Consider the following 13,910-nt stretch of genomic DNA (forward strand, 5'->3'; position numbering starts at 1 on the left):
CCGCACGTATCCTGAAGGTCCTCCGCGGCGGTGCGCGAGCGCCGTCCCGAGGAGACCTCCGACTACGAAAGCGGCTGAGCCATGCGCGTCTACGTCCCCCTGACCCTCCCCGGTCTCGCCGAGGCGCACAAGACGGGTGAGCTGGGATCGGGGCCGTTCCTCGCGTACGCCGTCACCCCCGCGCTGCGCGAGTGGTACCTCTCCGACGACATCGAGGAGCTGGAGTACGCGGCCCTGAACCGTGCCGCCGCCGCCTCGCTGCGGCTGCTCGCGCTCGACCCCGGCGCCCCGCGGCGGCGGGTCGTCGTGGCCGTCGATGTGGCCGACGGGGCGGCCTCCGCCGACCCCGACCGCAGCCTGGAGCCCTCCGCGCTCGGCGAGGTGCGGGTCGCCGCGCCCGTGGCCCTGGCGAAGGCCGCGGCCGTGCACGTCGACTCCGACGAGGCCGAGGCGGACGTCTCGGCCGCCGCGGACGCGCTGGGCGCGGCGGACCGCGGGGACGACGACGCGCAGTTCATCGTGGACGGGGCGGAGGACCACGAGCTGCTGTGGTTCGCCACGCAGGAGATCCCCAACCTGGTGGGACGGGACGACTGAGCACGCGGGCGCCCCGGACGCCGCGGGCGCCGCGGGCGCTGTGGGTGCTGTGGGTGCTGTGGCCTCCCGGCCGCCTCGGTGACGGCGTTGTCGGCGGGGGCGGGTACGTTGCCGGTATGGGGAAGCAGGGAGCGGCCGCGCACATCGTCTGGGACTGGAACGGGACGCTGTTCCACGACACCGACGCGGTCATAGGCGCGACGAACGCCGCCTTCGCGGAGCTGGGGTTCGAACCGATCACGCTGGAGCAGTACCGCGAGCTGTACTGCGTGCCGGTGCCGCGGTTCTACGAGCGGCTGATGGGGCGGCTGCCCACGGACGCCGAGTGGCTCGTGATGGACGAGACGTTCCACCGGTACTACGCGGAGCACCGGCTGGTGTGCGGGCTGGCCGAGGGCGTGCCGGGGCTGCTGTCCGACTGGGGCGCCGCCGGGCACAGCCAGTCGATCCTGTCCATGTACGGGCACGAGGAGCTGGTGCCGCTGGTGCGCGACTTCGGCATCGAGGCGCACTTCGTGCGGGTCGACGGGCGTACGGGGCCCTCGGGCGGCAGCAAGGCCGAGCACATGGTGCGGCACCTGGAGGCGCTCGTCGGCGTCGACCCCGCCCGTACGGTCGTGATCGGAGACGCCGCCGACGACGCGCTGGCCGCGCGGCACGTGGGGGCGCGGGCGGTGCTGTACACCGGCGGTTCGCACGGCCGCGCCAGCCTCGAAGTGGTGGGCGTGCCGGTCGTGGACACGCTGACGGAGGCGGTCGCGGAGGCGAGACGCCTGGCGGCGTAGGCCCGGCAGCGGCCCGGACCCGCCGTCCGGCCGCGCCCGCCGTCCGGCCGTGTCCGCCGTCCCAGGCGCCCGAGCCACGGGCGGCCGCTGCGGGCACCCGGTGCCCCGGCCAGTACGCCGCCCTGGTGGTCCCCGGCGGCCGCCCCCTCCGCCCGGAGCCGCCCCGAGCACGTTCCCTCCGCCCGGGCCCGCCCCGGCGCCCCTACCCCAGCGGGGCCTTGGCCCTCAGTACCGTCAGGAACTCGCGCATCCACCGTGAGTGGTCCGGCCAGGAGCGGGCCGAGACCAGGGTGCCGTCCACCACCGTCTCCGCGTCCTGGAAGGTCGCGCCCGCGGCCTGCATGTCGGGCTCCAGGGCGGGGTACGCCGTGACGCGGCGGCCGCGGAGTCCGTCGACCGCCGCGGTCAGCAGCGGGCCGTGGCAGATCTGGGCCACGGGCCGGTCCGTCTCGAAGAAGGCCCTCAGGATCTTGCGGAGCTCCGGATCGTTGCGCAGGTACTCCGGGGCGCGGCCGCCGGGGACCACCAGGGCGGCGTACTGGCCGGGGTCGACCTCGGCGAAGGCCAGGTCCGCGGGCCAGACGTAGCCGGGCTTCTCGGTGTACGTGTCGAAGCCCGGCTCGAAATCATGGATCACGAAGCGGAGTTTCTTGCGGGCCGGGGCCGCGACGTGCACGTCGTAGCCCTCCTCCCGGAGCCGTTGGTAGGGGTACAGGACCTCCAGTGCCTCCGCCGCGTCGCCGGTCACGATCAGGATCTTCGCCGCCATGTCGCTGCGCTCCCCTCGACAGAGCGCACCTCCGCCGGGCGCGCCGTCCCGGTCAACGTGCCTCCGCCGCGGGCCTTTGCCAAGGGGCCCCGTGCCCCGCGCCGGGACGGTCCGCGTCCGCACCCGGACGCCGCGCGGGGATGCGGACCTCCGCCCCGGGACGCGGCCGGGATGCGGTTTTCCGCGCCGGGCGCCCCGTTTCGGGGAGTTCCTTCACATCCCGGCCCGCCGCGCCCCTGTGCAGAACGTCAAAAACCTATCCTCGGTTTTGTACACATACGGCTCATGACGTGGCCCCCGCCGGGAGCGATAGCCTTGTTCCGTGATCAGCGCAATAGGTCGCACGGGCACTCCTGCCCGTGCTCTGCGCCCGGTGCGGTCGGAGTGCCTCCGAGCCCGGGCGGTCGCTGGTCCTCGCGGGCAGGACCGCACCCCGGGGGTGCCGTGGCCGTTGTCGCCAACGCCACAGTCGTGCAAACCCCGGAACATGGCCGATAACCCCCCGCTCATCTCACCTTGCGGCATAGCGTCGAAGCAGACCGGAGACCCCGCGTCGCGGCGCTGCGTCGTTTCTTCACTTTCTTCGACGTCACGCAACGGCGCGCGACAGGAGCCAGAGGACAATGCAGACCAAGCTGGACGAAGCCAAGGCCGAGCTGCTCGAACGGGCGGCCCGGGTAGCTGAGAACAGTCCGGTGGGTGGTCACCTACCGACCGGGACGACGAGCGAGGACACCCCCGACCCGGACACCGTGACCGCGTTCCTCCAGCGCTACTACCTGCACACCGCCCCGGAGGACCTGTCCGACCGCGACCCGGTCGACGTCTTCGGTGCCGCCTTCTCCCACTACAGACTGGCCGAGAACCGCCCCCAGGGCACCGCCAGCGTGCGGGTGCACACCCCGACCGTCGAGGAGAACGGCTGGACGTGCAGCCACTCCGTGGTCGAGGTGGTCACGGACGACATGCCGTTCCTGGTGGACTCCGTCACCAACGAGCTGTCCCGGCAGGGGCGCGGCATCCACGTCGTCATCCACCCGCAGCTCGTCGTCCGCCGCGACGTCACCGGCAAGCTCCTGGAGCTGCTGCCCGGCCGGCCCGCCGGCGACCTGCCGCACGACGCCTCGGTGGAGTCCTGGATCCACGTCGAGATCGACCGCGAGACCGACCGCGCGGACCTCAAGCAGATCACCAGCGACCTGCTGCGCGTCCTGTCCGACGTCCGCGAGGCCGTCGAGGACTGGGAGAAGATGCGCGACGCCGCGCTGCGCATCGCCGACGAGCTGCCCACCGAGCCGACCGCCGACGACCTGCGCGACCAGGAGGTCGAGGAGGCCCGCGAGCTGCTGCGCTGGCTCAGCGACGACCACTTCACCTTCCTCGGCTACCGCGAGTACGAGCTGCGCGAGGACGACTCGCTGGCCGCCGTGCCGGGCACCGGCCTCGGCATCCTGCGCTCCGACCCGCAGCACACCGGCGAGGACGACCACCCCGTCGGCCCGCCCTTCGAGCGGCTGCCCGACGACGCCCGCGCCAAGGCCCGCGAGCACCGGCTGCTGGTGCTGACCAAGGCCAACAGCCGGGCCACCGTGCACCGGCCGAGCTACCTCGACTACGTCGGCGTGAAGAAGTTCGACGAGAAGGGGAACGTGGTCGGGGAGCGCCGCTTCCTCGGCCTGTTCTCCTCGGCCGCGTACACCGAGTCGGTGCGCCGGGTGCCGGTCGTGCGCCGCAAGGTCGACGAGGTCCTCAGGGGCTCGGGCTTCTCGCCCAACAGCCACGACGGGCGCGACCTGCTGCAGATCCTGGAGACGTACCCGCGCGACGAGCTGTTCCAGACGCCGGCCGACGAACTGCGGGCCATCGTCACCAGCGTCCTGTACCTGCAGGAGCGGCGCCGGCTGCGGCTGTACCTGCGCCAGGACGAGTACGGCCGCTACTACTCGGCCCTCGTCTACCTGCCGCGCGACCGCTACACCACGGGCGTCCGGCTGCGGATCATCGACATCCTCAAGGAGGAGCTCGGCGGCACCAGCGTCGACTTCACCGCCTGGAACACCGAGTCGGTCCTGTCCCGGCTGCACTTCGTGGTCCGCGTGGAGCAGGGCACCGAGCTGCCGGAGCTGTCCGACGCCGACAAGGAGCGCATCGAGTCCCGGCTGGCCGAGGCCGCCCGCTCCTGGGCCGACGGCTTCGCCGAGGCGCTGAACACCGAGTTCGGCGAGGAGCGCGCCGCCGAGCTGCTGCGCGGCTACGGCAACGCCTTCCCGGAGGGCTACAAGGCCGACCACTCCCCGCGCGCGGCGGTCGCCGACCTGGTCCACCTCGAACGGCTCGGCGAGGACGAGGACTTCGCCCTCAGCCTGTACGAGCCGGTGGGCGCCACGCCCGGCGAGCGCCGCTTCAAGATCTACCGCAAGGGCGGCTCGGTCTCCCTGTCCGCGGTGCTGCCGGTGCTCAGCCGGCTCGGCGTCGAGGTCACCGACGAGCGGCCCTACGAGCTGCGCTGCGCCGACCGCACCACCGCGTGGGTCTACGACTTCGGTCTGCGGATGCCCGTGCCGGCCGGCGGCAACGGCGACTACCTGGGCGACGACGGGCGCGAGCGGTTCCAGGAGGCGTTCGCCGCCACCTGGACGGGGCTGGCCGAGAACGACGGCTTCAACGCGCTGGTGCTGAGGGCCGGGCTCGACTGGCGCCAGGCGATGGTGCTGCGCGCCTACGCCAAGTACCTGCGCCAGGCCGGCTCGACCTTCAGCCAGGACTACATGGAGGACACCCTCCGCACCAACGTCCACACCACCCGGCTGCTCGTCTCGCTGTTCGAGGCGCGGATGTCGCCGGACCGCCAGCGGGCCGGCACGGAGCTGACCGACGCCCTCCTGGAGGAGCTGGACGCCGCCCTCGACCAGGTCGCCTCGCTCGACGAGGACCGCATCCTGCGCTCCTTCCTGCACCTGATCAAGGCGACGCTGCGCACGAACTTCTTCCAGGAGGCGGAGGGCGGCAGGCCGCACGAGTACGTCTCCATGAAGTTCGACCCGCAGGCCATCCCGGACCTGCCGGCACCGCGTCCGGCGTACGAGATCTGGGTGTACTCGCCGAAGGTCGAGGGCGTGCACCTCAGGTTCGGCAAGGTCGCGCGCGGCGGTCTGCGCTGGTCCGACCGGCGCGAGGACTTCCGCACGGAGATCCTCGGCCTGGTCAAGGCGCAGATGGTGAAGAACACCGTCATCGTGCCGGTCGGCGCGAAGGGCGGCTTCGTCGCCAAGCAGCTGCCCGACCCGTCCGTGGACCGCGACGCCTGGCTCGCGGAGGGCGTCCGCAGCTACCGGACCTTCATCTCCGCGCTGCTGGACATCACCGACAACATGGTGGCCGGCGAGGTCGTGCCGCCGCAGGGCGTCGTGCGCCACGACGGGGACGACACCTACCTCGTCGTCGCCGCCGACAAGGGCACCGCGACCTTCTCCGACATCGCCAACGAGGTCGCCGAGAGCTACGACTTCTGGCTCGGCGACGCCTTCGCCTCCGGCGGCTCGGCCGGCTACGACCACAAGAAGATGGGCATCACCGCCCGCGGCGCCTGGGAGTCCGTCAAGCGGCACTTCCGGGAGCTGGGCGTGGACACCCAGTCCGAGGACTTCACCGTGGTCGGCGTCGGCGACATGTCCGGCGACGTGTTCGGCAACGGCATGCTGCTCAGCGAGCACATCCGCCTGGTCGCCGCCTTCGACCACCGGCACATCTTCATCGACCCGAACCCGGACGCGGCCACCTCGTACGCCGAGCGGCGCCGCCTGTTCGAGCTGCCGCGCAGCTCCTGGGCCGACTACGACAAGGAGCTGCTGTCGCAGGGCGGCGGCGTCTTCCCCCGCACCGCCAAGTCGATCCAGCTCAACGCGCACATCCGCGATGCCCTGGGCATCGAGGCGGGCGTCAGCAAGATGACGCCGGCCGACCTGATGAAGGCGGTCCTCAGGGCGCCGGTCGACCTGCTGTGGAACGGCGGCATCGGCACGTACGTCAAGGCCTCGGCCGAGTCGCACGCGGACGTCGGCGACAAGGGCAACGACGCGATCCGCGTCGACGGCGCCGACCTGCGGGTCCGCGTCGTCGGCGAGGGCGGCAACCTGGGCCTGACCCAGCTCGGCCGCATCGAGTTCGCCCAGCGCGGCGGAAAGATCAACACCGACGCCATCGACAACAGCGCCGGCGTGGACACCTCCGACCACGAGGTGAACATCAAGATCCTGCTCAACTCGGTCGTGGCCAACGGTGACCTGACGGTCAAGCAGCGCAACAACCTGCTCGCCCGGATGACCGACGAGGTCGGCAAGCTGGTCCTGCGCAACAACTACGCGCAGAACACGGCCATCGCCAACGCCCTCGCCCAGTCCTCCGACATGCTCCACGCCCAGCAGCGCTTCCTGCGCCACCTGGTGCGCGAGGGCCACCTCGACCGGGCCCTGGAGTTCCTGCCCACCGACCGGCAGATCCGCGAGCGGCTGAACGCCGGGCACGGCCTGACCGGACCCGAGACGGCCGTGCTCCTGGCCTACACGAAGATCACGGTCGCCGAGGAGCTGCTGGCCACGGAGCTGCCCGACGACCCGTACCTGCAGAGCCTGCTGCACGCGTACTTCCCGACGGAGCTGCGCAAGAAGTTCCGCGCCCGGATCGACGGGCACGCGCTGCGCCGCGAGATCGTCACCACGGTGCTGGTCAACGACACCGTGAACACGGGCGGCACGAGCTTCCTGCACCGGCTGCGCGAGGAGACCGGCGCCTCCCTCGAGGAGATCGTCCGGGCGCAGACCGCGGCCCGCGCCATCTTCGGTTCGAGCGAGGTGTGGGACGCCGTCGAGGCACTGGACAACAAGGTCGACGCGGCCGTGCAGACCCGCATCCGGCTCCACTCGCGCCGCCTCGTCGAGCGCGGCACGCGCTGGCTGCTCAACAACCGGCCGCAGCCGCTGGAGCTCAGCGGCACGATCACCTTCTTCAAGAAGCGCGTCGAGCAGGTCTGGACCGAGCTGCCCCGGCTGCTGCGCGGCGCGGACCTGGAGTGGTACCGGCGGATCCACGCGGAGCTGACCGACGCGGGCGTGCCGGAGGAGCTGGCGCAGCACGTGGCCGGCTTCTCCTCGGCCTTCCCGGCGCTCGACATCGTCTCGGTGGCCGACCGCACGGACAAGGACGTGATGGACGTCGCGGAGGTCTACTACGACCTCGCCGACCGGCTGCGGATCACCCAGCTCATGGACCGCATCATCGAGCTGCCGCGGGCCGACCGCTGGCAGTCGATGGCCCGCGCGTCGATCCGCGAGGACCTGTACGCCGCCCACGCCTCCCTCACCGCCGACGTGCTCGCCGCGGGCAACGGCACGTCGACGCCGGAGGAGCGCTTCAAGGCGTGGGAGCAGAAGAACACGGCGATCCTGGGCCGGGCGCGGGCGACCCTGGAGGAGATCCAGCACTCGGACTCCTTCGACCTGGCGAACCTGTCGGTGGCGATGCGGACGATGCGCACGCTGCTGCGGTCGCACGGATAGCGCCCCGCCGTGCGCCCGCGCCCGAGTGCCCGCCCACCCGGGCGCGCGGAGCGTGAGGTGAGGTGAGGTGGAGCGGGGGCGTCCCGGAGGACGGGGCGCCCCCGCTTCCGTGTGTCCGGAGCGGTGACGGCGGCCGCCGTCACCGCTCGCCGTTGTCATTCCATAACGAAAGGGACTTTTCGGAATAAGGTCGATGGATCGCCCGACAAGTGACGACCGCACGCGGAGGATCCGGACCTTGACCGTGAAGCCCACCAAGGCCGTCCGGACGCCCGACGCCCCGCCGGCCGGGGCCGGGCGGGAGCGTCCCCGTACGCCCCGCGCCGCCGGCACGGCACCCGCCCCGGCCGCCGGGACGGGTGCCTCCGGCCACGGCCCCGCCCTCCTCGCGGCCCTGCCCTGGACGGCCGTGGCCCTGCTCGCCGTCCTGCTGCTCGCCGTGGTCGCGCGCCTGCCGTGGGCCGGCGACCTCGGGATGCACGCGGCGACCGTCCTGCGCCTGCGCGAGGACCTGGTCCACCCCGGCAACCCGCTGGTCGACGCCGCCACGCCCAGCCCGTACTACTCGCCCTGGACGGTGCTCCTCGGCGGGCTCGCCCGGATCAGCGGCCTGTCCGTCTTCGTCGTCCTGCGCGGCGCGGCGCTCGTCGCCCTGACGCTGCTGGCCACGGGCATCGTGCGATACGTACGGACGCTGGGCGGGCGGCGTGCGGCGCCCGCCCTCGCCGTCCTGTGCGTGCTGTTCCTGTGGGGCACCGAGCGGTTCATGTGGTCCGGCTTCCCCGGCCTGCACTCCCTCGCCCTGGGCGCCGCCTACCCCAGCGCCCTCGCGCTCGGCCTCGCCTTCCACTTCTGGGCGCTGCTGACCCGGGCGCTGCGCGGCCCGGCCGGGTGGCCGGCCTTCTGCGGACTGGGGGCGATGTGGGCGGTGATCCTGCTCTGCCACCAGTTCTCGGGCGTGGTCGCCTCGCTGGGCGCGCTGGCGGCCGTGCTCGGCGCGAGGGGGCTGCCGCGCGCGGTGCGGCCCCGGCTCGCGGCCGCGCTGCTCCTGGGCCTCGCCGTGCTCGCGCTCTGGCCGTACTACGACTTCTTCGCGCTGTTCGGCGCCGACAGCCTGGACGCGATCCACCGGCCGCTGTACCGCGAGCCGCTCGCCCACTACGGCCTGGCGCTGCTGGGCGTCGCGGCGCTCGCCGTGCGCCTGCGGCGCGACCGCCGGGACCCGCTCGTCCTCTTCTTCGCCCTCGGCGCGCTGCTGTACGCGGCCGGCCGGGCCACCGGCCACTACTCGTGGGGCCGGGCGCTGCCCGCCGCGCTGATCCCGGCGCAGCTCGCCGCCGCGCTGGCGGTGACGGGGGACGGGCGCGCGGCGGTACGGCGGACGTTCGGCGTCCTCCTGGTCCCGGCCCTGCTCGCCGGCTTCTGCGCCCAGTCCGGGGCGCTCGGCTACGTGATCCGCCCGCAGGCGCTGCCGGCGCCGCTCGCCGACCACTACCGCAAGCCGTGGACGGGCTACCACTGGACCACCCCGTGGGTGCGCTACGGCGACGTGGTGATGGCGGAGCGGTTCCCGGCCCGCCAGATCCCCGCGTACGGGCCGTACACCGTGGCCCCCGGCTACCCCGACTTCTTCCTCCCGGACGAGGACCGGCGGGAGGCGGCGGTGCGCGGCTTCTACGCGGCCGGGACGTCCGCCGGGGAACGGGCGCGGACCCTGCGCCGGTACGGGGTGCGCTGGGTGGTGGCACCGCGCGCACGGGCCGCGGAGATCACGCGCGGACTGACGAACCTGCGGGAACGGGCCGCGGGGCCCGGCGGGGGACAGGTGCTGTACGAGGTGGTGGACGGGGGAGGACGGCGAGGCCCGCGGTGACGTGGGCGGGGGGTGGGAGAACGTGGTGAGGGGCCGCGGTGACGTGGGCGGGGGAGAGCGCGATGGGGGACCGGCGGTGGCGTGAAGGGGGCCGTCCCGCGGGGGACGGCCCCCTTCACGTGCTCGGCACCGCTCAGCGCAGCACGCCGCGCACCAGGCGCGCCGCCGTGCGCACCCGTGGCCGCGCCACGGCCCGGGCGGCCGGCCGGACCAGCCGCGCCGTCACCCCGACCGGCTGCCACCGCACCTGGAGGCGGCCCGCGCCGCGGCCCTCCGGCTCCACCGTCACCCGGTGGCCGCCGGCGCTGGCCGTCATGCGGGGGAAGTCCAGGGGAGCCAGCAGCAGGCCCCTGTTCCGCGCACCCGCGACGTCCAGCTGCAGGAGCGGGTGGCGGACGCCCGCGAAGCCCTGGACCGGGAGGCGCGCGGCGGCCAGGTCGACGCGGACCCGGCCCTCGAAGACGCCGGGGCGCACCGGGTCCGTCCGGAACGGGACCGTCATCCGGTGCCGACCCGGCGTCATGACCACGCCCGCCCGCTGCGGTCCGACCGGCAGCCGCAGCCCGGGGTCGTAGGTGCGCACGACGAGGTCGAGGGCCATGCCGGGACCGGGACAGAGCGACACGATCTCGTGCCGGAACTGCGCGGTCGCGAGCGGCCGGACGTCGTACTCCTGGTCGCTCACGTCCAGTTCGCGGCGGGCCGCCTCCGTGGCCGGCACCTCCTCGCCCCAGTACGTCCGGCCCTCCGCCACGACCGTCGCCCGCGGGGCCACGCCGTGGCCGAGCCCGCGCGCGGCCAGCCGCGCCTCCGTCAGCCGCCGGTCGCGCACCAGCTGGAGCACCACGCGCTCGGGGCGCGGCAGCCGCTCGTACGCGCCCGGGGACAGCGTCTCCAGATAGGGGTTCACCAGGTCGGCGAAGCCGGACAGCCACGCGTCGTCCCGGTACGGCAGGTCGCCCGCGTACATCCGGAAGTCGTGCTTGAGGAACTTGTGGTCCTTGTCCTCGCGCACCGGCTCATGGCCGCTCTCCGCCAGGAAGGCGTCGATCAGCCGCTGGACGTGGACGCGGTCGCGGACGTTCTCCAGGCGGTGGCGCTGGTTGGAGATCGACGCCGTCTCGGCGGACGCGTACGGGGCGATGTACCAGCGGTAGACCGGCTCCGGGACGATCGTGAACGCCTTGGCCAGGCAGTACGCCTGGGCCGAGAAGAGCTGGTCCTCGTAGTGGATGCCCTCGGGGAAGCGCAGGCCGTGCCGGTCCAGGAAGGCGCGCGCGTACATCTTGCTGGTCGACAGGTGCTCGAAGAACAGGCGCGGGTCGGACTCGATGCCGTGCACGGTGCGCCGCTCGTCCACCAGGTGCGCCATCCACGTCGACCGCCGCCCGGTGTCCACGCGGACCCGCTCCACCGCGCCCATCGCGAAGTCGATCTCCTGCTCGCGGTGGGCGGCGAGCAGCGTCTCCACGGCCCGCCCGGGCAGCTCGTCGTCGCTGTCGAGGAACATCAGGTACGGGGCGCGGGCGAGCTCGATCGCCCGGTTGCGGGGTGCGCTGCAGCCGCCGCTGTTCTCCGGCAGGCGCAGGTAGCGGACCCGCGGGTCGCTCTCCGCCAGCGCCCGGGCCACCTGCGGCGTCTCGTCCGTCGAGTGGTCGTCGCTGATGATCACTTCGAGTCCGGCGTGCGTCTGGCGGAGCACCGAGGCGACCGCGCGCGGCAGCCGCCCGGCGTCGTTGTGGACGATGACGGTCACGGTGACGTCGGGGGACGCCGTGTCCGGCGCGGCCGGCACGGCCGTCGGGGTCGTCGGGGTCGTCGCGGTCATCGGGTGGCGGCCTCCTCGGGGCTCGGCGCGGGGGTGCGCTCGTCGACGGGGACCACGGGCGGCAGCGCCTCCTCCGGCTCGCCGAGGAAGACGCGGCGCACGACGCGCTCGGCGGCGCGCCCGTCGTCGAACTCGCAGAAGCGGCGCCGGAAGGCGGCCCGCAGCTTGGCGGCGGCCTCGTCGCGCCAGGCGCCGGACGCGAAGACGTCCGCCAGCTCGTCCTGGGTGCGGGCGACCTGCCCGGGCGGCTCGGCGAGCAGGTCGAAGTAGACGCCGCGCGTCGTCGCGTACGTCTCCCAGTCGTCGGCGTACACGACGATCGGGCGGTCCAGGTTGGCGTAGTCGAACATGATCGACGAGTAGTCCGTGACCAGCGCGTCCGCGGCCAGGCACAGCTCCTCGACCGGGTCGTAGGAGGACACGTCGACGACGCGGCCGCTGCGGCGCAGGTGCGCGAGGGGCGAGGTGGCGCCGCCGTAGAAGTAGTGGCCGCGCACCAGCAGGACCGTGTCCTCGCCGAGCCGCTCGGCCAGCGAGACGAGGTCCAGGCGGGGCGTCCAGCCGGCCTCGTAGTCGCGGTGCGTGGGCGCGTACAGGACCGCGGTGCGGCCGGGTTCGATCCCGAGGCGGGCGCGGACCGCGAGGACGTCGTCGGCGGTCGCGGAGTAGTAGACGTCGTTGCGGGGGTAGCCGTGGTCGAGCGAGACGTACCGGGCGGGGTAGGCGCGCTGCCACATGCGGGTGGAGTGGGTGTTGGCCGAGACGCTGTAGTCCCACCGGTCGATCCGGGCGAGCAGGCTCGGGAAGTCCAGGCCCTGGGCCGCGGCCGGGTACTGGAGCTGGTCCAGGCCCATGCGCTTGAGCGGGGTGCCGTGGTGGGTCTGGAGGTGGACCGCGTCGGGGCGCTTCACCACGGCGTTGGGGAAGTTGACGTTGTTGACGAGGTACTTGGCCCGTGCCAGGACCTCCCGGTGGCGGCGGCTGCCGGGCACGACGTGGTCGGTGCCGGGCGGGACGAGGGGCGCGTTGCGCGCGGACACCACCCACACGGGGTGGACGTGCGGGGCGAGTTCGGCGAGCTTCGCGGCGACGGCCGCCGGGTTGCAGGCCACGCCGCGGTCCCAGTAGGCGGAGAAGACGGCCAGGTGGGGATCGACGGGGGCGGTGAGCGCCCTGCGGTAGCGGTGGTCGCGCACCGCCGCTTCCACGCGGCGGCCGCCGCTCCTGACCGCCGACCGCACCGCCCGCCGCGTGCGGTTCGCCGTCTGGAGCGCGCGGTACTCGGCGTACGCGTCCCGCTCCAGCAGCGCGCGGCGCACGCCCTCGAAGCCCGCGGGGCGGTCCCGGCCCGCCGGGCGCCAGGCCGCGGCCGCCCGCGCCGCCCGGCGGAAGAACTCCCGGGCCACCGGCTCGGGCAGCGCCGAGCGGGCGAAGGTCCGCAGGCAGTCGCGGACCATCAGGTCGTACAGCGTGCCGTGCAGCGCGGGCCGGTCCGCGGCGAGCCGCAGCAGGTCCTCGTACCGGTCGACGACCGCGTACCGCTCCTCCGGCTCGCCCGGGGGCATGCTCTCCGGCCGCAGCCGCCGGTCGTGGAGGGCGGGCTGCCCGAGGCACGCCACCCGGCCCGCGAGCAGCAGGACGGCGAGCGCGGCGTACCGCTCGTCGTCCGCGCGCAGGCGCTCCTCGTGGGCGCGCCAGAAGCCGGCGCGCACGACCCGGTTGCCGAGCAGCGGGATCGTCCGCAGCAGGCTCGGCAGCTCGGCCGGCGCCACGGTCCGGCGGCCCGCGCGGGCCAGTACGCGGCCGTCGTTGCTCAGGGTGCCCGCGGTGTTCCAGGCCGAGCGGACGTGGTCGGTGAGCAGGACGTCCACGGTGTCGGGCAGTTCGGCGACGCGGTCGGCGACCGTGCGCGGGGCGCCCGCCGGGACGCCGTCCTTGGCGTGCACGAAGTGCAGCCAGCGGCCCGTGGCGCGGGCGGCGCCGGCGGTCCGCGCCGCGCCGTCCCCGGTGCCCTCCGGCAGCGGTACGACCACCATGCGCCCGTCGCGGGCCGCGTGCTCCTCCGCCTCCTGCCGGGCCCAGTCGCCGACGGCGGCCACCACCACCTCGACGCCCGCGAACGGCTCGGCCTCCAGGGAGTCCAGCAGCTCGCCCAGGCGCCCCTGCGTGTTCGGGCCGTGCACGACGACGCTCAGCTCCGGGGCGCGGCGCCCGCCGGGCTCCGGCCCGTTCTCCGTCTCCTTCGCCTTACTACGCACCATAGTGGTCATAGTGTCATTAAACGGACTAAAGGTGTATGAGCTGTTGATCTGTGTTCCGGGGTGCGTCGGCCCCGGCGGCGGGACGCGGAAGAGCCCCGCCGGAATCTCCGACGGGGCCCTGCCGCGCTCGTGCTCTCGTGCCGGTCTACTTGCCGGTGAACTTCTCGTACTCCTTCATGACCTCTTCGGTGGGCCCGTCCATGCGCAGCTCGCCGCGTTCCAGCCACAGCACCCGGTCGCAG

General features: G+C 73.7%; 7 protein-coding genes and 1 pseudogene. 4 read left to right on the top strand and 4 right to left on the bottom strand.

Translation table 11 applies throughout. From position 1 onward, the window contains the following. Positions 1-81 precede the first annotated feature (81 nt). On the top strand, positions 82-597 hold the full coding sequence (locus tag IE271_RS33870; RefSeq protein WP_190194317.1) for a DUF6912 family protein: 516 nt from the start codon (positions 82-84) through the stop codon (positions 595-597). A 116-nt stretch (positions 598-713) separates the two neighbouring features. Next, positions 714-1,382: an HAD family hydrolase gene (locus IE271_RS33875; RefSeq protein ID WP_190194318.1), complete on the top strand. Its 669-nt coding sequence runs from the start codon at positions 714-716 to the stop codon at positions 1,380-1,382. Between the two features lie 202 nt (positions 1,383-1,584). Here the strand turns inward: IE271_RS33875 and IE271_RS33880 are convergent, their stop codons facing one another. After that, positions 1,585-2,151: a DJ-1/PfpI family protein gene (locus IE271_RS33880; RefSeq protein ID WP_190194319.1), complete on the bottom strand. Its 567-nt coding sequence runs from the start codon at positions 2,149-2,151 to the stop codon at positions 1,585-1,587. 623 nt (positions 2,152-2,774) lie between these two features. Between IE271_RS33880 and IE271_RS33885 the strand changes: the two genes are divergently transcribed. Continuing rightward, complete coding sequence (locus tag IE271_RS33885) at positions 2,775-7,706, top strand: NAD-glutamate dehydrogenase (RefSeq protein ID WP_190194320.1); 4,932 nt, start codon at positions 2,775-2,777, stop codon at positions 7,704-7,706. Positions 7,707-7,950: 244 nt separating this feature from the next. Continuing rightward, the gene (locus IE271_RS33890; protein ID WP_373308881.1) at positions 7,951-9,579 is read left to right on the top strand and encodes a hypothetical protein; all 1,629 of its coding nucleotides are present in this window, start codon (positions 7,951-7,953) and stop codon (positions 9,577-9,579) included. Positions 9,580-9,712: 133 nt separating this feature from the next. Here the strand turns inward: IE271_RS33890 and IE271_RS33895 are convergent, their stop codons facing one another. The 3 genes and pseudogenes from IE271_RS33895 to IE271_RS33905 form a co-directional block, all read right to left on the bottom strand. Then, positions 9,713-11,407, bottom strand: coding sequence for a glycosyltransferase family 2 protein (locus IE271_RS33895; RefSeq protein ID WP_190194321.1), 1,695 nt, complete (start codon positions 11,405-11,407; stop codon positions 9,713-9,715). Further along, positions 11,404-13,668, bottom strand: coding sequence for a CDP-glycerol glycerophosphotransferase family protein (locus IE271_RS33900; RefSeq protein ID WP_190194322.1), 2,265 nt, complete (start codon positions 13,666-13,668; stop codon positions 11,404-11,406). Before IE271_RS33900 ends, IE271_RS33895 begins: the two co-directional genes overlap by 4 nt. Before the next feature lie 145 nt (positions 13,669-13,813). Further along, a pseudogene (locus tag IE271_RS33905) lies at positions 13,814-13,910 on the bottom strand (ABC transporter ATP-binding protein); the annotation flags it as partial.

Origin of the sequence: Streptomyces minutiscleroticus, assembly GCF_014650875.1 — a bacterium.
Classification (GTDB): Bacteria; Actinomycetota; Actinomycetes; order Streptomycetales; family Streptomycetaceae; genus Streptomyces; species Streptomyces minutiscleroticus.